The organism is Streptomyces sp. NPDC058092, from assembly GCF_042884935.1.
In the GTDB taxonomy this organism is placed as follows: Bacteria; Actinomycetota; Actinomycetes; order Streptomycetales; family Streptomycetaceae; genus Streptomyces.
In genome coordinates this window covers 203497-223731 of sequence record NZ_JBHVSY010000003.1, presented here as the reverse complement: position 1 = coordinate 223731, position 20235 = coordinate 203497, and the positions used below count along the sequence as shown (strand labels likewise).

The window sequence follows — 20235 nt, the reverse complement described above, 5'->3', positions numbered from 1 at the left end:
GATTCCCGCCGAAGCCTGTGGACAGCCCCAGGGTTGTGGATAACCTCGTCACCCGGCTGCCTCCACCGGCTGCCTCCACCGGCTGCCTCCACCGGCTGCCCCGGCTAAGGAAGCTTGATCCCCGTCTCCAGCCCGTCCAGTGCACGCGAGCACGGGCAGTCGCGGTCCGCCGCCGCGGGCAGCGTGGCCACCACGTCGAAGAGCACTGCGCGCAGCCGGTCCACATTGGCCGCGAACACCTTCAGCACATCCCCGTGCGAGACGCCCTCCCCGGCCTCCGCCCCCGCGTCCAGGTCCGTCACCAGCGTCATCGTCGTGTAGCAGAGGCCCAGTTCACGAGCGAGGATCGCCTCCGGGTGCCCCGTCATCCCGACCACCGACCAGCCCATCGCCGCATGCCAGCGCGACTCCGCCCGGGTCGAGAAGCGCGGCCCCTCGACGACCACCAGCGTCCCGCCGTCCACCGGCTCCCAGCGCTTCGCGCGAGCCGCCGCCAGCGCCGCCCTGCGCCCTTCGGGGCAGTACGGATCGGCGAAGCCCAGATGCAGGACATTCGACTCCGCGCCATCGGCCCGGATCTCCCCGTCGTAGTACGTCTGCGTACGAGCCTTGGTGCGGTCCACCATCTGGTCGGGTACGAGCAGCGTACCCGGTCCGTACTCCGGACGCAGTCCGCCCACCGCGCACGGGCCCAGCACCTGTCGTACGCCGACGGAACGCAGCGCCCACATGTTGGCCCGGTAGTTGATGCGGTGCGGCGGTAGATGGTGGCCGCGTCCGTGGCGGGGAAGGAAAGCGACCCGGCGGCCGCCGGCCTCGCCGAGGAAGAGGGAGTCGCTCGGCTTTCCGTACGGGGTGTCCACACGCACCTCCGTGACGTCCTCCAGGAAGGAGTACAAGCCCGAGCCACCGATGACACCGATCTCTGCGTTCGCCATGCGATCACAGTAGCGACGCGGAAAAACGCCGACGACCCCGCCGGACGGTTCGGCGGGGTCCTCGGGGAAGTGCGGTGCGGGTCAGGCGGCCGACGTACCACTCGTCGATGACGAAGAGGACGAAGAGGACGTCGAAGACGCGGCAGCCGAGGAGGAGGCGGACGACTTCGTGTCCGACCCCGTCGACGACGACGAATCGGAACCGGCCGCCTTCGCCGAGGACGACGTCGGCGTGGTGCTCGACGAGGAGCCACGGCTGTCGTTCCGGTAGAAACCGGAACCCTTGAAGACAATGCCGACCGCCGAGAACACCTTCTTCAGGCGTCCTTCGCAGCTCGGGCAAACGGTCAGGGCATCATCGGTGAACTTCTGCACCGCCTCGAGGCCCTCGCCGCATTCGGTGCACTGGTACTGATAGGTCGGCACTTGTCTTCCTCCTGGCACTCTCACTCGATGAGTGCTAACAGTCGTCAATGGTAACTGCTGCGGGCCGCTGTTTGCAGTAACGTCTGTCACCTGCCCGGTGGGCAGCGGTCAGGGCTCGGCCGTCATGAGGGCCGTCGGCCTGGATGAGAAGGCTGCCACATCATGCGGCGCAGAAGTCCGCAGGAGTCACACTGACGTATTCCGCTGATTCCAGTGGTACCCGCGGTTCCAGCTGCACCTGGTACCCGCGGTTCCAGTGGTTCCAGTGATTCGAGTGCAGGAATCGTCACTCTCCGGCCGTGACAGCATCGCGGCGAACCGCGCCACGCGCGGCTGTGACGGTGGCGCGGACAGGGGCCAGCCTCGAACGCAGCGCGACCAGGATGACCAGCGCGAGTACGGTCCCGACCAGCGGCACGACGAATCCGGTGCTCGCGCCGTGTGCGTCCGCGAGCCGTCCGGCGACCGTCACCGCGGCCGCCTGGCCGAGGGCGACCGAGCCCGTCAGCCAGGTGAACGCCTCGGTCCGGGCGGACTCCGGAACCAGCGCCTCCACCAGCGTGTAGCCGCTGATCAGGGCCGGGGCGATGGACAGCCCGACCAGCAGTCCGAGCCCGGCCAGCAGAGGCACGGAGTGCACCGCCCACAGTCCGGACGCGGTCAGGGTCAGCGCCGCGTACCCGACGATCAGCCGCCGCCGCGGCCCGATCTTCCAGGCAATGGCGCCGCAGGCGATCCCGGCCAGCATGTTGCCGGCCGCGAAGATCCCGTACAGCAGGCCGTTCGCCCCCGGCCGGCCGATCTCCTCGGCGAAGGCGGTCAGCGAGACCTGCATGCCGCCGAAGACCGCGCCGATCCCCAGGAAGGCCACCGCGAGCACCCGGACACCCGGTACGGACAGCGCGGACGCATGCCGCCGGGAGGTGCCGGGCGCGGTATTGCGCACCGCGGGCTGGGTGCGGTGCTGGGCGGCGAAGAGCAGTCCGCCGACCAGGGTCAGCCCGGCCTCCGTGATCAGGCCTGCCGCCGGGTGCACCCCCGTACACAACGCGGTGGCGAGCACCGGGCCGATGACGAAGGTGAACTCGTCCGTCACGGATTCGAACGCGGCTGCGGTGGACAGCAACGGTGAAGCCTCGCGGCCCGGTGCCGCGCCCAGCAGGGCCGCCCAGCGGGCCCGGACCATCGGCCCGATCTGCGGAATCGACGCACCGGTCGGCACGGCCGCCGCGAACAGGGCCCACAGGGGCGCGTCCGCCAGCGCGAGCGCCGTCAGTGCCGACACCGATGCCGCGTGCACCACGACACCGGGCAGCAGCACGGCGCGCTGGCCGAAACGGTCGGCGAGCTTGCCGGTCTGCGGCGCGAACAGGGCCATGGAGACACCGGTCACGGCGGCGACGGAGCCCGCGCTGCCGTACGAGCCGGTGGTGTGCTGAACCAGGAGAACGATGCCGATCGTCAGCATCGCGAAGGGCTGCCGTGCGGCGAAGCCCGGCAGGAGAAACGTCCACACACCAGGGGTGCGCAGCAACTGCCCGTAACCGGGGCGGTCGGAGACCGTGGATGCCACGGTCCATGCCTTTCTGCCGCCTGGTGGCAGAGCTCCCGGGGCCGGCCGGCACGGGTGGTGCGGGCTCGTGCGGGTGCTGCCGAGAGCTGTCCTCTTCGCGCGGGACTGCGGTAGATGCCGGGCGCTCAGCAGAGGCGGAGGACGCCACGACCGCCATACGGTCGCGCCAGCTCTGCATCAGGCAGAGTGGGTCGTTCGAGTGGGTCGTTCGAGTGGGTCGTCGGGCCGACCGGCCCCGTATAAGGGCCGAACCGGCCTCCTTCATGATACAGGCAGACGCCCCCGCACACCTCTGATTGTGCAGAGGGCCCTCGCCCCCGCCTCGGATCGGCAGCACATCGAGCCTTGACTGGCAGAAACCTTCACCCCTGGTGACGCAGGAGTCTCAGTGCTGCGCTTTGGACCCGTCGGCCTTCCCGCGCTTCGTCACCGTCTTCAGCGCGTGTGCCACATCATGTGCCACATGGTTCCCGGCGAGGCTTTCGCCGCCCTTGCCGGTCTTCCCCAGCCAGCCCGCGAGCTTGCCGCCCTCGCCGACCGCGCGCAGCCGCTCCTCCGCCGCGTCGCGCACCGGGTCGGTGGTGACCACCAGCAGTTCGTCACCGCGCCGCAGCACGGTCGACGGTGCCGGTACGAAGCTCTTCCCGTCCCGTACGACCAGGGTGACCGCGGCCCCGGCGGGCAGTCGCAGCTCCCCGACCTCCACGCCGTGCATCTTCGACTTCCCGGGGATCGCCACCGACAGCAGATGGCCGCGCAGCCGCTCCAGCGGCGCCGATTCGATGCCCAGGTCGGCGGCCTCGGACGGAACGTCGGCGATCTTCAGAGCCTTCGCCAGCCAGGGCAGGGTCGGTCCCTGGATGAGGGTGTAGACGACGACGAGCACGAAGACGATGTTGAAGATCCGGGTGGAGCCCTCGACTCCGGACACCATCGGAATGGTCGCCAGGATGATGGGTACGGCGCCGCGCAGCCCCGCCCAGGACATGAACGCCTTCTCCTGCCAGGGCAGCCGGAACGGTGCCAGCGAGATGAAGACCTCCAGCGGACGTGCCACCACGGTCAGTACCAGTCCCACGATGACCGCGGGCCAGAAGTCGTCGTACAGATCGTGCGGCGTGACCAGGAGCCCGAGCAGCACGAACATGCCGATCTGGGCCAGCCAGCCGAGCCCGTCGGCGAAACCGCGGGTGGCGGGCCAGTGCGGCAGTTTGGCGTTGCCGAGGATCATCGCGGCCAGGTAGACGGCGAGGAAGCCACTGCCGTGGGCCAGGGCGCCCGCCGCGTACGCGGACACCGCGATCGCCATCACGGCGATCGGATAGAGACCGGACGCGGGCAGTGCCACATGACGCAGTCCGAACGAGCCGAGCCAGCCGACAGCGAGCCCGACGGCCGCGCCGATCGCGAGCTCCAGGGCTATCTCGCCGACCAGTGCGTACCAGCTGTCGACGGGGCCCTTGGCCGAGAAGGCCACCACCAGGATCACCACAGGGGCGTCGTTGAAGCCGGACTCGGCCTCCAGTACACCCGTGATGCGGGCGGGCAGCGGCACCTTGCGCAGTACGGAGAAGACCGCGGCGGCGTCCGTCGACGAGACGACCGCGCCGATGATCAGTGACTGCCGCCAGTCCAGGCCGACCAGGTAATGGGCCCCGGCCGCGGTGACGCCGACACTCACCGCGACGCCGACGATCGAGAGAATCGCCGCGGCCGGCAGCGCGGGCTTGATCTCTTTCCACTTCGTGCCCAGGCCACCCTCGGCGAGGATCACGACCAGTGCGGCATAGCCGATCACCTGGGTCAGTTCGGCGTTGTTGAACGTGACGTCGAAGATGCCGTCCTGCCCTATGGCGATCCCGATGCCCAGGTACAGGAGCAGGCTGGGGAGCCCGCTGCGGGACGAGACACGCACCGCCGCCACCGCGACGAGCAGGACGAGTGAGCAGGCGAGCAGGAGTTCGTTGAGCGCGTGGACAGTCAGTGGCCGTTCCTTCCCTGCGTACGCCTGCCGAATCGACCCTCGGCATCGGCTCTTCCCGGCCGACACTTCGTTACCTTACCTAATCTTTAACGCTTTCTTGACGCGTTCGATCGTTCGTACGATCGCTGCGGAATGCGAACCATCCCTATGCCGCGTCAGAGCCGCCCCGGTGCTGCGCCTATGGTTGCTCCTGCACTCCCAGGACCACCTGCCCCTCGAAGGACAGCGATGCCCGCCAACACAACCGCCTCTTCCGGCACCACCGGTTCCGCCGGTGGGAAGACCGGCAGGAAGAAGGGGCGACGTGCCCGCCTGATCGTGATCGTTCTGGTGCTGGCGCTTGTCGCGGGTATCGGGTACGGCGCGTTCTGGTCCGTATCTACCGTGCGGGCCTCGTACCCGCAGACGACCGGGTCGCTGAAGCTCGACGGCCTCGACGGCACCGTCGACGTCAAGCGCGACTCCTACGGAATCCCGCAGCTGTACGCGGACTCCGACACCGATCTCTTCCGCGCCCAGGGCTTCGTGCAGGCGCAGGACCGCTTCTGGGAGATGGACGTCCGCCGCCACATGACAGCGGGCCGGCTCTCCGAGATGTTCGGTTCCGGCCAGGTCGAGACGGACTCCTTCCTGCGCACGCTCGGCTGGCACAAGGTCGCGCAGGAGGAGTACGACAAGGTCCTGTCCGCGGACACCAAGAAGAACCTCCAGGCGTACGCGGACGGCGTCAACGCCTACCTGAAGGGGCGCGACGGCAAGGACATCTCCGTCGAGTACGCCGCCCTCGGCTTCACCAACGACTACAAGCCGGCCGAGTGGACCCCGGTCGACTCCGTCGCCTGGCTCAAGGCCATGGCCTGGGACCTGCGCGGCAACATGCAGGACGAGATCGACCGCTCGCTGATGACCAGCAGGCTCGACACGAAGCAGATCGAGGACCTGTACCCGCCCTACCCGTACGGCAAGCACAAGCCGATCGTCGGCGGGGGCGGGATCTCCCCGGTCACCGGGAAGTTCGACCCGGACGCGACACCGTCCGACAGCATCGGCTCGGACACCGCCGCGGGCGCCACCGAGGGCCTGAACACCCAGCTCTCCTCGCTCTCCGACACCCTCGACCAGATCCCGGCGCTCCTCGGCCCGAACGGCACCGGCATCGGATCCAACTCCTGGGTGGTCTCCGGCAAGTACACGACGACCAGCAAGCCGCTGCTCGCCAACGACCCGCACCTGGCGCCCCAGCTGCCCTCGCTCTGGTACCAGATGGGGCTGCACTGCCGTCAGATCACGGCGAAGTGCCAGTACGACGCCGCCGGCTACACCTTCTCCGGCATGCCCGGCGTGATAATCGGCCACAACCAGGACATCTCCTGGGGCTTCACCAACCTCGGCGCGGACGTCACCGACCTCTTCCTGGAGAAGGTCTCCGGCGACGGCTACCTGTACGACGGCAAGGTCAAGCCCTTCACCGTCCGCGAGGAGACCATCAAGGTCGCCGGTGGCAAGAGCCGGCACATCACCGTCCGCGAGACCAACAACGGTCCGCTGGTCTCCGACCGCAGCAGCGAACTGGAGAAGGTCGGCCAGAAGGCCCCCGTCGCCAACGCGGCCCCGGACCGGGCCGACGGTTACGCGGTCGCCCTGAAGTGGACCGCACTGGAGCCCGGCAAATCCATGGACGCCGTCTTCGAGCTCAACCGGGCCAAGGACTTCAAGAGCTTCCGGGCGGCGGCCGAGCACTTCGAGGTTCCCTCGCAGAACCTCATCTACGCCGACACCGAGGGCCACATCGGCTACCAGGCGCCCGGGAAGATCCCGGTCCGACTCCAGGGCGACGGCACGATGCCCAGCCCCGGCTGGTCCTCGGCGTACGGCTGGAAGAAGGACCCGGTCCCGTTCGACGAGCTGCCCTACGAGTACGACCCGAAGCGCGGCTACATCGTCACCGCCAACCAGGCCGTCATCGACGAGAAGAAGTACCGCCACCTGCTCACCAAGGACTGGGGCTACGGCGCCCGCAGCCAGCGGATCGACGACCTCATCAAGTCGAAGATCAAGGGCGGCGGGAAGATCTCGACCGAAGACATGCAGAAGATGCAGATGGACAACACCAGCGAGATCGCCGCGCTGCTGGTGCCCGAGCTGATGAAGATCAATATCTCGGACAAGAGCGTCCGCGAGGCACAGAAGCTGCTGGAGGGCTGGGACTACACCCAGGAGCCCGACTCGGCCGCCGCCGCGTACTTCAACGCGGTCTGGCGCAACATCCTGAAGCTGGCCTTCGGTGACAAGCTGCCCAAGGAGCTGCGGGTCAAGGGCGAGTGCCTGTACGTACCGCGGGCCGACAGCTCGGGCCCGGTCGACGAGCAGGGCAAGCTGGTGCGCGAGTGCGGCCGGCGCGACGCGGACACGGCACAGCCGGACGGCGGCGACCGCTGGTACCAGGTGGTCGAGCGGCTGATGGAGGACCCGAAGAGCGACTGGTGGAAGTCGCCGGAGCGTGGCCGCGACGAGGCGACCGAGAACCGCGACCGGCTCTTCGCCCGCGCCATGGCGGACGCCCGCTGGGAGCTGACCGCCAAGCTCGGCAAGGACATCACCACCTGGAACTGGGGCCGGCTGCACCGGCTGACCCTGAAGAACCAGACCCTCGGCACCGAGGGCCCCGATCTGCTCCAGCGGGCCCTCAACCGCGGTCCGTGGAACCTCGGCGGCGGCGAGGCCGCGGTGAACGCCAGTGGCTGGAACGCGGCGGGCGGCTACGACGTCGTCTGGGTTCCGTCGATGCGGATGGTCGTCAACGTGGGGGACTGGGACAAGTCCCGCTGGATCAACCTCTCCGGCGCCTCCGGGCACGCGTTCAGCGCGCACTACACCGACCAGACCGACAAGTGGGTCAACGGCGAACTGCTCGACTGGTCCTTCGGGACCAACTCCGTCGCCGAGTCGACAACCGACACCCTGACCCTCAAACCGTAGGACCCGTCCGGCGGGTCATGGCCGGAGTCACCACCACGTCCACGGGGTGGTCGTGCGGTTCCTCAGGGACCTGCGCGACCACCTCGTCGTCGTACAGCAGGACGACCAGCGCCGGATGCGCCCCCGCCGCGGCGAGCCGGGCCAGCACCCGGTCGTAACTGCCGCCGCCACGGCCCAGCCGCATCCCGCGCGCGTCCACCGCGAGACCCGGCAGCAGGACCACCTCGGCGTCCAGAACGGCGTCGGGGCCGAGCCGTTCGCCGTCCGGCTCCAGCAGCCCGCGACCGGCCCGCACCAGACGGCCGGCTCCCTCGTACGGCGCCCAGTCCAGATCGTTGTCCGCCAGGAGCACCGGCAGCAGCACCCGCACGCCCCGCGCGCGCAGCGCGTCCAGCAGGGGACGGGTGCCCGGCTCGCTCCCCACCGAGACGTACGCGGCGACGGTGCGGGCCCCGGAGAGCTCCGGAAGACGCAATGCGCCGCGGGACAGAACCGCTGCGGCGTTGTCCACGTCTTCCCTGGTCAGAAGGCGCCGCGCGGCCAGCAGTTCACGTCGGAGAAGCGCCTTTCGCGACATGTCGGTATTCAATGGGCACCTGAATTTCTCGTAAGTTCACATAGGCGTACAAAGTTAACCGGAACCTCATCTTCCGCCCATGCGTACCGGTTATGGTTCTGCGCATGACTCAGTCGCACACCAGGATCAGCAAGGCTGTCATCCCGGCGGCAGGACTTGGCACCCGCTTTCTGCCGGCCACCAAAGCCACTCCCAAGGAGATGCTGCCTGTCGTCGACAAGCCCGCGATCCAGTACGTCGTCGAAGAAGCGGTGGCCGCCGGCCTCTCCGACGTCCTGATGATCACCGGCCGCAACAAGCGTCCCCTCGAGGATCACTTCGACCGCAACTACGAACTGGAGTCCGCGCTCACCCGCAAGGGAGACGCCGAACGGCTCCGGAAGGTCCAGGAGTCGAGCGACCTGGCCACCATGCACTACGTCCGGCAGGGCGATCCGCGCGGTCTCGGTCACGCCGTGCTGTGCGCCGCGCCGCACGTCGGCGACCAGCCGTTCGCGGTCCTCCTCGGCGACGACCTGATCGACCCGCGCGACCCGCTGCTGGCCCGCATGGTCGAGATCCAGGAGCGCGAGGGCGGCAGCGTCGTCGCGCTGATGGAGGTCCCGCCGGAGCAGATCCACATGTACGGCTGCGCGGCCGTGGAGCCCACCGTCGAGGGCGATGTGGTGCGCGTCACCGGCCTCGTCGAGAAGCCCGACAGGGCCGAGGCACCCAGCAGTCTCGCCATCATCGGCCGCTACGTCCTCGACCCCGCCGTCTTCGGCATACTGCGCAGGACCGAGCCGGGGCGCGGCGGCGAGATCCAGCTCACCGACGCCCTGCAACTCCTCGCCGAGGACGAGAAGATCGGCGGCCCCGTGCACGGCGTCGTCTTCAAGGGGCGCCGCTATGACACCGGTGACCGGAGCGACTACCTCCGTGCCATTGTCAGACTCGCGTGCGAACGTGAAGACCTGGGCCCGGACTTCAGGACCTGGCTCCGCAGTTACGTCACCGAGGAGATGTAGCACCTTGAGCAGCACGATCTGGTCGGTGGACGAGCACCTGGAAGACATTCTCGGCGCGGTGCGACCGCTCGAACCCATCGAGCTGCAACTGCACGATGCCCAGGGCTGCGTCCTCGTCGAGGATGTCGTCGTGGAGATCGCCCTGCCGCCCTTCGACAACAGCTCGATGGACGGGTACGCGGTCCGTGTCGCCGATGTCGAGGGCGCCGACGAGGAGTTCCCCGCGGTGCTCACCGTCATCGGTGACGTCGCGGCCGGCAGCGACGGGCTGCCCGGAGACCGGCGCGTCGGCCCCGGCGAGGCCGCCCGCATCATGACCGGCGCCCCGTTGCCGGCGGGCGCCGAGGCCGTGGTCCCGGTCGAATGGACCGACGGGGGTACGGGCGGCGGCCCGGCCGACACGATGCGCGCCCACCGCGACGCCCCGGAGGGCGCGGGCGGCGAGGTCCGCGTCCACCGCCCCGTCGAGGCCCGCGCCCATGTCAGGGCTCGCGGCAGCGACGTCAAGCCGGGCGATCTGGCCTTGAGTGCCGGATCGGTGATCGGCCCGCCGCAGATCGGCCTGCTCGCCGCGATCGGCCGTTCCACGGTGAAGGTGCGGCCCCGGCCGCGCGTCGTCGTCATCTCGACCGGCAGCGAGCTGGTGCAGCCCGGCGAGGAGCTGACCGGCGGCCGGATCTACGACTCCAACAGCTTCGCGCTCACGGCCGCCGCCCGGGACGCCGGAGCGATCGCCTACCGGGTCGGCGCCGTCACCGACGACGCCGACACGCTCCGCGCCACGATCGAGGACCAGCTGATCCGCGCCGACATCGTCGTCACCACCGGCGGTGTCAGCGTCGGCGCGTACGACGTCGTCAAGGAAGCCCTGTCGTCGGTGGGCGACGAGGACGAGCCAGGCAGCGGCATCGACTTCCGCAAGCTGGCCATGCAGCCCGGCAAACCGCAGGGCTTCGGCTCGATCGGCCCCGAACACACCCCGCTGCTGGCGCTCCCGGGCAACCCCGTCTCGTCGTACGTCTCCTTCGAGCTGTTCGTACGGCCCGTGATCCGCGCCCTGATGGGCCTTCAGGACGTGAACCGCCCCACCACCCGGGCCACGCTGAACACCGACAAGGCGCTCTCCTCACCGGCCGGCCGACGCCAGTTCCTGCGCGGTACGTACGACGCGGAGGCCGGCACCGTCACCCCCGTCGGCGGCTCCGGATCGCATCTGATCGCCGCCCTCGCGCAGGCGGACGCGCTGATCGTGCTGCCCGAGGACGTCACCTCCGCCGAGCCCGGCACGGACACCGAGGTGATCCTGCTCCGCTGATCCTTGGGCGGTGGCGGTACGGTATCTGCCGCTGTGCCGTCCCGGGGACACCCCCGGGCCCCTCGGCCCGCACCAGTGGTGCGGGCCGATCGGACAACCGGCGCCCTACCGCGAGGCGGAGTGAGTTGAGTACGCAGAACAGGCTGACGCACATCGACGAGGCGGGCGCGGCCCGCATGGTCGACGTCTCGGAGAAGGACGTCACCGCGCGGGCGGCCAGCGCCAGCGGCCGGGTCCTCGTCTCGCCGCGCGTCATCGAGCTGCTCCGCGGCGAAGGAGTGCCCAAGGGCGACGCTCTCGCCACCGCCCGGATCGCCGGGATCATGGGCGCCAAGCGCACCCCCGAGCTGATCCCGCTCTGCCACCCGCTCGCCGTCTCCGGTGTCGAGGTCGAGCTGAGTGTCGCCGACGACGCGGTGGAGATTCTCGCCACGGTGAGGACCACGGACCGCACCGGCGTCGAGATGGAGGCCCTGACGGCCGTCTCGGTCGCCGCGCTCACCGTGATCGACATGGTCAAGGCGGTCGACAAGGCGGCGGTCATCACGGACGTGCGGGTCGAGTCGAAGTCGGGCGGCAAGTCCGGCGAGTACCGGCGCACCGCGCCGGACGGAGCGGACGCGTGACGGCGCCCGGTGAAGCGGCCGGCGGCGGAGCGGCGGGCGTCCCCGGCGAGGCCGCGTCGTCGGCCTACCGCGCCCTTGTGGTGACCGCGTCGAACCGCGCCTCCGCAGGGGTCTACGCGGACAAGGGCGGCCCCCTGATCTCCGAGGCGCTCACGCGGCTCGGCTTCGCCGTCGACGGGCCGCAGGTCGTGCCCGACGGCGACCCGGTCGAACAGGCGCTGCGCGCCGGGGTGGCCGCCGGGTACGACGTCATCGTCACCACCGGAGGTACGGGCATCTCGCCCACCGACCGCACCCCCGACGCCACCCGGCGCGTCCTCGACCACGAGATCCCCGGCATCCCCGAGGCGATCCGTGCCGAGGGCCGCGACAAGGTGCCCACCGCCGCGCTCTCCCGCGGCCTCGCGGGCGTCGCCGGCCACACACTCATCGTGAACCTGCCGGGCTCCACCGGCGGGGTGCGCGACGGCCTCGCCGTCCTCGCACGTCTCCTGGTGCACGCCGTCGACCAGCTTCGCGGCGGCGATCACCCCCGACCCGGGAGCCCGAGCTGAACGTCCCGACCTGGCCGGTGGTCCTCACGGACGGAGAGGTCACCCTCCGCCCGGTGAAACTGCGCGACCAGCGCATGTGGCGCGAGGTCAACCGGCGCAACCGTGACTGGCTGCGTCCCTGGGAGGCGACCGTGCCGCCGCCCGCCCCGGGCGGCCCGGTGGCCCAGCGCCCCACCTACCGTCAGATGGTCCGTCATCTGCGCTCCGAGGCCAACGCGGGCCGGATGCTGCCCTTCGCCATCGAGTACGAGGGCCGTCTGGTCGGCCAGCTGACGGTCGCCGGCATCACCTGGGGCTCGATGTGCTCGGGCCATATCGGCTACTGGGTCGACCAGGACGTGGCGGGCCGCGGCGTGATGCCGACCGCCGTCGCCCTCGCGGTCGACCACTGCTTCCAAAGGGTCGGACTGCACCGTATCGAGGTGTGCATTCGGCCGGAGAACGGGCCCAGCAGAAGGGTCGTCGAGAAACTGGGATTCCGTGAGGAAGGCCTGCGTCCGCGCTATCTCCACATCGACGGCGCCTGGCGGGACCATCTGATCTACGCGCTCACCGCGGAGGAAGTGCCCGAGGGACTGCTCCGGCGCTGGCACCAGGCACGACCCGGAACGCGACGGAAATGAAATAAGTGTTCGATATCGATCGGCGTATGAGCACAAATGAACGCGCAAACATGCACTGCCGATCTGAACAATCACAAAAAAAGTCCTTGAGATCAGCCGGATCGTGCGACACACCGGGCCAATTGGCGGATGCCTCCGTGCAAACCCCTCTACGGTGTGAGACGTGAGCAGCAGCGGCCTCATCTACGCAGTCATCGTCGGGGCCTGGGCCGCCTACTTGGTGCCGATGTGGCTCCGCAGGCAGGACGAGCTCAACGAAGCCCGTCCGACGGAACGCTTCAGCACCGCCATCCGGCTGCTGTCCGGACGGGCGGCAATGGAGCGCCGGTACGCCAGGGAGCTGCGGGAGCGCACCGCCGAGGAGGCGGGGCCCGACGCCGACCCGGACGTCGACACGGACCGTATGGATTCCGTGGACGTCCGGGCCTTCGCCGCGCCTCCGGCGCATACCGAAGCCAGGTTGCACGATCCGGCGCGCCCGCCCGAGCGCGCGGACCGGGTGCGCCCCGCATCCGCACGGCGCGCGCGCCCGCGCCCCGGCGGGGCGGACGCCGAGCGCGTCCGGCGTGCCCAGCGCCTGCAGGTCCTCGCGCGCCGTCGGCGTACCACCGTCGTCCTCTTCCTCGCCTTCACCCTCGGGGCGGTCGTCGCGGCGGTCGGCGGCCTCGGCTTCCTGTGGGCGCCCGCGGTTCCGGCGTTGCTGCTGAGCACGTACATCGTGCATCTGCGCGCCCAGGAGCGACGCCGGTTCGCCTTCACCATGGACCGGCGGCGGGCCGAGGTGGCGGCGCAGCGTCTGCGCGAGAACCGTCCCCGCAGGCACCAGCCGGCCGCGTCGGCCCCCGCAGAGGCCGACGAGGAGCCCGAAGCGCGCCACCCCGAGCCCGAGCCCGCACCCGCGGTCTCCCCGCAGGAGGCCGGCCGCCGCGCCCTGGTCGAGCAGACGGACCACGCGGAATGGGTCGACCAGCAGCGCGAACGTGGCCGGGTCCAGGGCGACAGCTGGGAGCCGGTCCCGGTCCCGCTGCCGACCTACGTCACCGCCCCGGTCGCCCCGCGCGCCACGGGCGGCGTCGAGGTCGGCAACCCGGAGACCTGGAGCGCGGCCCGCTCCAGCACCGCCGAACCCACCCAGACGGGCACCTCGTACGTCGCGGCACCGCCCGTCGACCCGGCGCCGCGCCAGCGCACCAACCAGTCCCGCCGCACCCGCGACCGCGGCCGGACCCCGCTCTTCGACCAGTACGAGGACGGGGAACGCCCCCGTGCCGCCAACGAGTGAGACCGCCGGGCCCCGCTGCGACACCGACTCGGCTGACCAGTACGGACCGGATTTCCGGGCACGCCCGTGGGGGTGCTAAAGTTTCACTCGTTGCAAGGGCCTGTGGCGCAGTCTGGTAGCGCACCTCGTTCGCATCGAGGGGGTCTGGGGTTCAAATCCCCACAGGTCCACCGCACATACAGGATCCCGGTCCGACGATCACCGTCGGACCGGGATTCTGTCGTTTCAGGCGTGGTTGGTACCCAAGTCTGTTCACCCACTCACTTGGGCGATGTTCGTGGGGTGTTGGGCCGGGGCCGGCGGTGGAGACGTACGCATGCCGTGGGGCGGATGCGTTCGGTGCCGCGATTCGTTCGGCGCTTGTTCCTCGTTCATCGAAAAGTGCCGCCGAAGGCATGCTCGGGAACCTGGCGGTCGCTGTGCGCCGCGTTCCCAGCCTTGCCGATGTCAGAGCCTTTGCCCTTCCGATGGCGATCGCCCTGGAGGTCTCCCGGTGACGTCTGCCGTGCCGCCGCCCGTCCCGGAGCCCGGTCCTTCGCCGCGTCGGAAGCGTTGATTCAAGCCGCGCCGCTCCGAGTTCGGTTCGGGTGTGAGCAGGAGCAGCTCACCCGCGCGGCGCGTGCGCTGAACAAGAACCCGAGACAGGCCTCCTTCATCGAGCCGGCGGTCTTGGTAGCTGGTAGCGCCAGACCTGCCCACTACGAGGCGGAGGGTCGCGCCACAGCGACTCTGCATACCGGTGGTGATACCACCGAGGGTAGGATCGACGTCATGAGCGGTAGTAAGAAGTACTCGATCAGCCTGCCCGAGGACCTTGCCGAGGCCGTACGCGTTCATGTCGGGCCCGGCGGGTTCTCCGCCTACGTCGCCGAAGCCCTCGAGCAGCGGGTCGCCATGGACAAGCTCCGGGAGATCGTCGCCGACTTCGAGACCGACAACGACGAGCTCACCCGCGAGGAGGTCGAGGCCGCCCGCGCCCTGTTGCGCCATGATCATCGACAGGTCGGCGGAGCGGCAGCCTGATGCCCGGCACCCTGCTGCTCGCCAGCGAAGGCCTCTCGAAGCTCTACCGCAAGGACCGTGCTGTCGTGGCCCTGGTCCAAGCGGCGTCGGAAGAGGGCGTCCGCGTGGCCACAAGCGCCATGACCACTCTTGAGGCCGACTACGAGCGCGTCCACCCCGCCCGCATCAAGTGGGTCCTCTCCCGCGTCGACGTTCACGACGTGACCAAGGAGATCACCGACCAGGCCGCCGCCCTCCTGCGCGCCCACCGTCTCCACGGCCACAAGTACGCCATCGACTCTGCCTTTGCCGTTATCGCCGGCATCGCGCCCCAGCCGGTCACTGTTCTCACTTCCGACCCGGAGGACCTCACGCTCCTCTGCGGTCCCGCGGTAGAGATCGTCAAGGTGTGAAACCTCGCCGCACCCGAACCGCACCCGAGGCCGAAGAGGCCCGCCGTCTGCGACGGAACCGCTGGGTGTGGGCCGCGAGCACCGCATTGGACGGTTCGTGATCATGTGCGCTCGCGGGCTCCCCGCAGCCCGAGCTTCGGGAGCTGGGATTCGGGAGCCGGGATTCGGGATTCGAGCCTCGGAAGGGGCCTGTTCATTCTTTCGTGGGTACGGGGCGGCGCCGAGCCCGAGTCTTGAGCTTCGGGCTCCGGGCGTCGGGGTCCGGGCTTCGTGACCCGAGCTGTGTCTTACAACCGGTAGGTAAAAGAAGGGGGGTTGGGGAAACCTTCCCACCCTCCCTGACCCGTCACGGCCAGCAAGTATGACTAATCGTGACCAACTTGCGGCGCGGAGTCGCGGCTGCTTACGGTGCCCCCAACGTAACGACCCCGACGCGGTGTTCACAGCACCGAGCCGGGGTCTCACCCCAAGATCGAAAAGGCCGATCCCGTGGTTACCCAGAACCTTAGCCCTGCCCTGTGCGCGCCCGCATCCTCGCGCCCGTACCCGAAGGCCAAGTCCGGATACGGGAAACGATCCGTACCGGACCAGCGCCCGCCCCGCGAGGCCGACTTCGCGTTTCTGCCCGAGCGCGAGCGGCACATCGCGGGCTACGTCGACAAACTGCCCGACGGCGCGGCGATGGACATCAAGTCGCTGGCCAAGAGCCAGCCGCTGTACGGGCAGATGGCCGTCGGCAGCGCCCTGCGGGCCCTGGGTGTGGCCGGTCATCTGCGTCACGTACGGTGCCTGACCGGCGAAGGCGGCCAGGTCCGCTGGGTCACGCGCACCTTCTGGTCCCGCACCGCCCGCGACAACGAGTGGTGGACCACCTTCCTCGCCGCCGAGGAGAGCCGCCCCGTACCGCAGGAGGCCGCAGTGGCCGTCGCAACCCCGCCGCCGTGGGTCCCTGCCGATCCCGCCGCACCCCGGGCAGATGTCCCGGCCGAAGCGGCCGCACCCGTAGTGGTACCGCCACCCGTCCCGGCCGTGCCGCAGCAGCGCACTGCGGAGCCGAAGTGCGACAAGGGTGCCTCGGGGCACTCCTCGATCGCCTTCCTCACCCTGGCCCGACTCGGCCGTACCGAACCCCGCTTGGCCCTCTCCGCCGCAGACTGCACAGCGCTGGAGCAGACGGCCGCCGAGTGGTTCGCACGCGGTGTCGACGCCGACTACCTCACGCACGCCCTCACCGCCGGACTTCCCGCGGCTGTCGACTCGCCCGTCGGTTTCGTCAGGCGTCGCCTCCTCGACAAGATCCCGCCCCGCCTGCCCGTCACCCCGGCACCGGCTGCGCCGGGCGCTCCCGTACGCCGTCTGATGGTCGAGTGCACCGAATGCGGCGCACCCGGCAAGTCCGAGGCGTTCCGCGACGGGCTGTGCGGCCCCTGCCGCCAACCCGCTCCGGACCCTGCCGCCCACCTTGCCCCCGAGGCGGCCCCTGGCATCGAACGTGACATCCAGGCTCATGTGAGCCGTCTTCGCGAGCAGTTGAAGCTGCGGTGACGCTGCCTGCGCCAGGTCTTGCCAGTGTCCGGGCCCCTGAATTCCACCTCCTCGACGGTCGCTCCGCGCCCTGGCGGACCCTCCAAGGACTGGCCGACTGACATGGCCTACCGCTTGGTGTGGCCGAGGCCGTCGGTCAGTCACTGAACTTTGACCGGCCAGCCGCTGGGGCGTGTCAGCGTGCGGTGACTGAATACGCAGCGAGCGCTCGGTTGCCGCGCCGCCTCGCGATGGCCCGGAGAACGTCGGCCTGGCTCAGGACGATCTGTCGCACCGGCTCGGGCAGCGCGGCCAAGCGTTCCTCCGTTCCGGCCAGGTCTAGGCAGGCAGCGATTTCCCAGTCGCCGTCCTGGAGGTCTTCGGTATCGGCTGACCCGCTGCCGTCGGTTGTCCATCCGGCCTCAGGCAGGAGCCGCAGCAGCCCCTCACGGGAGAAGGGCGTGCGGACGTTGCCCTCGCCATGCGATCCTGCGGCCTCGATCTGCCCCTGGATCAGCACGGCGAGGAGGTGCGCCAATTGGTCGCCAGAGGTGGGCGTCAAGTCCCACTCGGTGAAACATAGTCGCCGCGCCCACGGCCGTACCCGGGCCAGTGTGTCTCGCAGTTGCCCGAGCGAGGCGAAGTACCAGGAGCAGTGTGCGAGCACCACGTGGTCAAAGGCGCCTTCGGGGAAGTCGACCGATGGGTCGAGAACGTTCGTGCCGAAGCGGAAGTCGATGCGCGGCCCGAGGGGGCCCGCCGCGAGCCGGGCGGCCGATTCCCCGAGCGTGACCGGCGCCCCGTAGGAGGGCTCGGCCACGTCGACGGCCACCACGCGCCCCTTGGGTCCGACCGCCTCTGCGAGGACGGCGGTCATGTCGCCCTGTCCGCAGCCCAGTTCGAGGACGGTTGAGCCGCGCGCGATGTGCCAGTTAGCCACCAGCGCGGCCCGGTGGCGAGTCTGGGACAGCTGGATATCCGGGCTGTGATCGGCGGCGGCCATGCCGGCCGCGAGCGAAAGGGCCTTGGCCTGGAGATCGGAGTGATTCACACAATCCTTGGTGGTACTCGACGTCAGTGCGGGCCGATAATACGAGACGCCCGGGCGGGCAGAGCGCTTGCCTGCTCATGAATACCCCGTACGGAGGAGCGTCCTGTGACGGCCGGAATGCCCCAGCCCCAGCCCCTGATCGACACCAGCAAGCCCCACCCCGCGCGCGTCTACGACTGGCTCCTGGGCGGCAAGGACAACTATCCGGTGGACCAGCGGGTAGGGGAGAAGCTGCCCGCTCAGGCGCGGGGCAACGCGGCGCGGAACCGGGCGTTCATGCACCGGGCCTCGGCCTGGCTGGCGCGCGGCGGGATCGACCAGTTCCTCGACATCGGCACCGGTATCCCCACGGAGCCCAATCTGCACCAGGTCGTCCAGGCCATCACGCCGGCCGCCCGGATCGTCTACGCGGACAACGACCCGATCGTCCTGCGTCACGCGGAAGCGCTGCTGGTCAGCAGCCCGGAACGCGCCACCGACTACCTCCACGCGGATGTGCGGGAGCCGCGGGCGATCCTCGAACGAGCCCGTGAGCTGCTGGACTTCAGCAGGCCCGTCGCGCTGTCCCTGATCGCGCTCATGCACTTCCTGCCCGACGACCAGGACCCGTACGGCATCACCCGCACCCTGGTCGACGCCCTGCCCGCGGGCAGTTTCCTGGTCCTCTCGCACGGTACGGCCGACCAGCACCCCGAGCTGCGGCAGGAGACCGAGACCGCGTACAAGAAGGGCGCCATCGCGCTGCGGATGCGCACCCGGAGCGAGGTCGAGCCCTTCTTCGACGGCCTGGATCTCGTCGAGCCCGGGCTGGTGTACGCCCCGGAGTGGTACCAGGAGGAGCCTGCGCCGGCGCAGGAGCGCAGTGGGTTCTACGTGGGCGTCGCGCGAGTGCGCTGACCGGGGGAGCGGTCGCGGCCGGGGCCCGGGGTCCGATGCACGGGGAGCGCGGGGCCGCTACCGCAGCGGCTTCGCGAAGCAGAGGCTGCTCTCGTAGGTGCGGTAGTGGCCGAACTTCTCGCACAGGGTGTAACCGCTGGACGTGTACAGCGCGATGGCCTCGGGCTGCTTGTCCCCGGTCTCCAGCACCATCCGGCTACGGCCCGCCGCCCGGGCGTCGGCCTCCAGGGCGGCCAGGATGCGGCGCGCCAGCCCGTTGCCACGGCCCTCGGGTATCACGAACATCCGCTTGATCTCGGCGTCGCCGTCGGAGTACCCCTCCTCGTTCCGCTCCTGGGAACGCCACCCTCCGGTGGCGACGGGGCGGCCCTGCGCATCGTAGGCGAGGAGATACAGACCGTTCGGCGGCTCGAACATCGAGGCATCGAGCGGTGTGACATCGCCCTCGTCGTCGTACCGCGCGGCGTATTCGAGCTGCACCTGGTCGTTGAGTTTGACGGCGTCGGGGTGGTCGAAGGGGCGTGGCTGGATATTCATGCGGAATATCGTACAGGTATGCGGATCGTCTTGTCGGTATCGTTCCTGGATGCTCACTGTGTCCACCGTCAATGTAAATGGGCTCCGCGCCGCCGCCAAAAAGGGCTTCGTCGAGTGGCTGGCCCGGACCGAAGCCGATGTGATCTGCCTGCAGGAGGTGCGGGCCGAGCCGCAGCAGCTGCCCGACGAGGTGCGTGACCCCGAGGGCTGGCACACCGTGCACGCGCCGGCCGCCGCCAAGGGGCGGGCGGGTGTCTCCCTCTACACCCGGCGTGCGCCCGAGCGAGTGCAGATCGGGTTCGGCGGCTTCGGGGACGCCGGGAGCGAGGAGTTCGACGCGAGCGGCCGCTATGTCGAGGTCGACCTGCCCGGCGTCACGGTCGCCAGTCTGTATCTGCCCTCCGGCGAGGTCGGCACGGAGAAGCAGGAGGAGAAGGAACGGTTCATGGCCGCGTTCCTCCCGTACCTGAAGGGCCTCAGGGGGCGGGCCGCGGCCGACGGGCGCGAGGTCGTGGTCTGCGGCGACTGGAACATCGCCCACCAGGAGGCCGACCTGAAGAACTGGAAGGGCAACAAGAAGAACTCCGGCTTCCTCCCCGAGGAGCGGGAGTGGCTGACCCGGGTCTTCGGCGAGGCCGCGTACGTCGATGTCGTACGGGCGCTGCACCCGGAGGAGGAGGGGCCGTACTCCTGGTGGTCCTACCGCGGGCGGGCCTTCGACAACGACACGGGCTGGCGGATTGACCTCATCGCCAGTTCGCCTCGCTTGGCGGAGCGTGCGGTGAAGGGCTGGGTCGAGCGGGCCGCGACGCACGACGAGCGGTGGAGCGACCACGCGCCGGTGACGGTGGTCTTCGAGCTGTAGGACTTCGGCCCGTGGTTCTACGCCGTGTCGGTCGTCGCGGTCTCGGTCATCGGCCCGTCGGC

The 20235-nt window shown here is 69.8% G+C and carries 19 protein-coding genes and 1 tRNA gene; 13 read left to right on the top strand and 7 right to left on the bottom strand.

Going from position 1 to position 20235, the window contains the following annotated elements; all coding sequences use genetic code 11:
• Positions 1-104: 104 nt before the first annotated feature.
• The 4 genes from ACFVV1_RS07140 to ACFVV1_RS07125 form a co-directional block, all read right to left on the bottom strand.
• The gene (locus tag ACFVV1_RS07140; RefSeq protein WP_389985710.1) at positions 105-938 is read right to left on the bottom strand and encodes an S-methyl-5'-thioadenosine phosphorylase; all 834 of its coding nucleotides are present in this window, start codon (positions 936-938) and stop codon (positions 105-107) included.
• A gap of 81 nt (positions 939-1019) precedes the next feature.
• On the bottom strand, positions 1020-1364 hold the full coding sequence (locus ACFVV1_RS07135; protein ID WP_389985707.1) for an FmdB family zinc ribbon protein: 345 nt from the start codon (positions 1362-1364) through the stop codon (positions 1020-1022).
• A gap of 286 nt (positions 1365-1650) precedes the next feature.
• Complete coding sequence (locus tag ACFVV1_RS07130) at positions 1651-2937, bottom strand: MFS transporter (protein WP_389985704.1); 1287 nt, start codon at positions 2935-2937, stop codon at positions 1651-1653.
• A 385-nt stretch (positions 2938-3322) separates the two neighbouring features.
• Positions 3323-4861, bottom strand: coding sequence for a potassium/proton antiporter (locus ACFVV1_RS07125; RefSeq protein ID WP_389986364.1), 1539 nt, complete (start codon positions 4859-4861; stop codon positions 3323-3325).
• A 288-nt stretch (positions 4862-5149) separates the two neighbouring features.
• On the opposite strand from ACFVV1_RS07125, the gene ACFVV1_RS07120 reads away from it, so the two are divergent.
• Positions 5150-7900, top strand: coding sequence for a penicillin acylase family protein (locus ACFVV1_RS07120; RefSeq protein WP_389985702.1), 2751 nt, complete (start codon positions 5150-5152; stop codon positions 7898-7900).
• Here the strand turns inward: ACFVV1_RS07120 and ACFVV1_RS07115 are convergent.
• Positions 7890-8477: a 5-formyltetrahydrofolate cyclo-ligase gene (locus tag ACFVV1_RS07115; RefSeq protein WP_389985699.1), complete on the bottom strand. Its 588-nt coding sequence runs from the start codon at positions 8475-8477 to the stop codon at positions 7890-7892. The genes ACFVV1_RS07120 and ACFVV1_RS07115 overlap by 11 nt on opposite strands.
• Before the next feature lie 104 nt (positions 8478-8581).
• On the opposite strand from ACFVV1_RS07115, the gene galU reads away from it, so the two are divergent.
• The 10 genes from galU to ACFVV1_RS07065 all read left to right on the top strand — a co-directional run bounded on the left by galU (position 8582) and on the right by ACFVV1_RS07065 (position 16844).
• Positions 8582-9484, top strand: a complete 903-nt coding sequence (gene galU, locus ACFVV1_RS07110) for a UTP--glucose-1-phosphate uridylyltransferase GalU (RefSeq protein WP_389985696.1) — start codon at positions 8582-8584, stop codon at positions 9482-9484.
• A 4-nt stretch (positions 9485-9488) separates the two neighbouring features.
• Positions 9489-10799: a gephyrin-like molybdotransferase Glp gene (gene glp / locus ACFVV1_RS07105; RefSeq protein ID WP_389985693.1), complete on the top strand. Its 1311-nt coding sequence runs from the start codon at positions 9489-9491 to the stop codon at positions 10797-10799.
• A 125-nt stretch (positions 10800-10924) separates the two neighbouring features.
• Complete coding sequence (moaC, locus tag ACFVV1_RS07100; protein WP_389985690.1) at positions 10925-11425, top strand: cyclic pyranopterin monophosphate synthase MoaC; 501 nt, start codon at positions 10925-10927, stop codon at positions 11423-11425.
• Complete coding sequence (locus ACFVV1_RS07095; protein ID WP_389985687.1) at positions 11422-11979, top strand: molybdenum cofactor biosynthesis protein B; 558 nt, start codon at positions 11422-11424, stop codon at positions 11977-11979. The genes moaC and ACFVV1_RS07095 overlap by 4 nt, the downstream gene beginning before the upstream one ends.
• Positions 11980-11996: 17 nt before the next feature.
• Positions 11997-12602, top strand: coding sequence for a GNAT family N-acetyltransferase (locus ACFVV1_RS07090; protein WP_389985684.1), 606 nt, complete (start codon positions 11997-11999; stop codon positions 12600-12602).
• Between the two features lie 163 nt (positions 12603-12765).
• Entirely contained in the window at positions 12766-13884 is a 1119-nt protein-coding gene (gene glpR, locus ACFVV1_RS07085) for a gephyrin-like molybdotransferase receptor GlpR (RefSeq protein ID WP_389985681.1), read from the top strand.
• Between the two features lie 96 nt (positions 13885-13980).
• Positions 13981-14054 (top strand) — tRNA-Ala (locus ACFVV1_RS07080).
• A gap of 601 nt (positions 14055-14655) precedes the next feature.
• Complete coding sequence (locus ACFVV1_RS07075; RefSeq protein ID WP_389985678.1) at positions 14656-14907, top strand: hypothetical protein; 252 nt, start codon at positions 14656-14658, stop codon at positions 14905-14907.
• A complete protein-coding gene (locus tag ACFVV1_RS07070) occupies positions 14907-15299 on the top strand; it encodes a DNA-binding protein (protein WP_389985675.1) in 393 nt (130 codons plus the stop codon). The genes ACFVV1_RS07075 and ACFVV1_RS07070 overlap by 1 nt, the downstream gene beginning before the upstream one ends.
• Positions 15300-15788: 489 nt before the next feature.
• Entirely contained in the window at positions 15789-16844 is a 1056-nt protein-coding gene (locus ACFVV1_RS07065; protein ID WP_389985673.1) for a MarR family transcriptional regulator, read from the top strand.
• Between the two features lie 175 nt (positions 16845-17019).
• On the opposite strand, the gene ACFVV1_RS07060 is transcribed toward ACFVV1_RS07065, so the two are convergent.
• Complete coding sequence (locus ACFVV1_RS07060; RefSeq protein WP_389985670.1) at positions 17020-17874, bottom strand: methyltransferase domain-containing protein; 855 nt, start codon at positions 17872-17874, stop codon at positions 17020-17022.
• Between the two features lie 105 nt (positions 17875-17979).
• Here ACFVV1_RS07060 and ACFVV1_RS07055 point away from each other — a divergent pair, with 105 nt between their 5' ends.
• Complete coding sequence (locus tag ACFVV1_RS07055) at positions 17980-18771, top strand: SAM-dependent methyltransferase (RefSeq protein ID WP_389985667.1); 792 nt, start codon at positions 17980-17982, stop codon at positions 18769-18771.
• 57 nt (positions 18772-18828) lie between these two features.
• Here ACFVV1_RS07055 and ACFVV1_RS07050 read toward each other — a convergent pair whose 3' ends face one another.
• Positions 18829-19308 carry a GNAT family N-acetyltransferase gene (locus ACFVV1_RS07050; protein WP_389985664.1) on the bottom strand — a complete coding sequence of 160 codons (480 nt, stop codon included), beginning with the start codon at positions 19306-19308 and terminating at the stop codon, positions 18829-18831.
• 49 nt (positions 19309-19357) lie between these two features.
• Between ACFVV1_RS07050 and ACFVV1_RS07045 the strand changes: the two genes are divergently transcribed.
• Positions 19358-20173: an exodeoxyribonuclease III gene (locus ACFVV1_RS07045; protein WP_389985661.1), complete on the top strand. Its 816-nt coding sequence runs from the start codon at positions 19358-19360 to the stop codon at positions 20171-20173.
• Positions 20174-20235 lie beyond the last annotated feature (62 nt).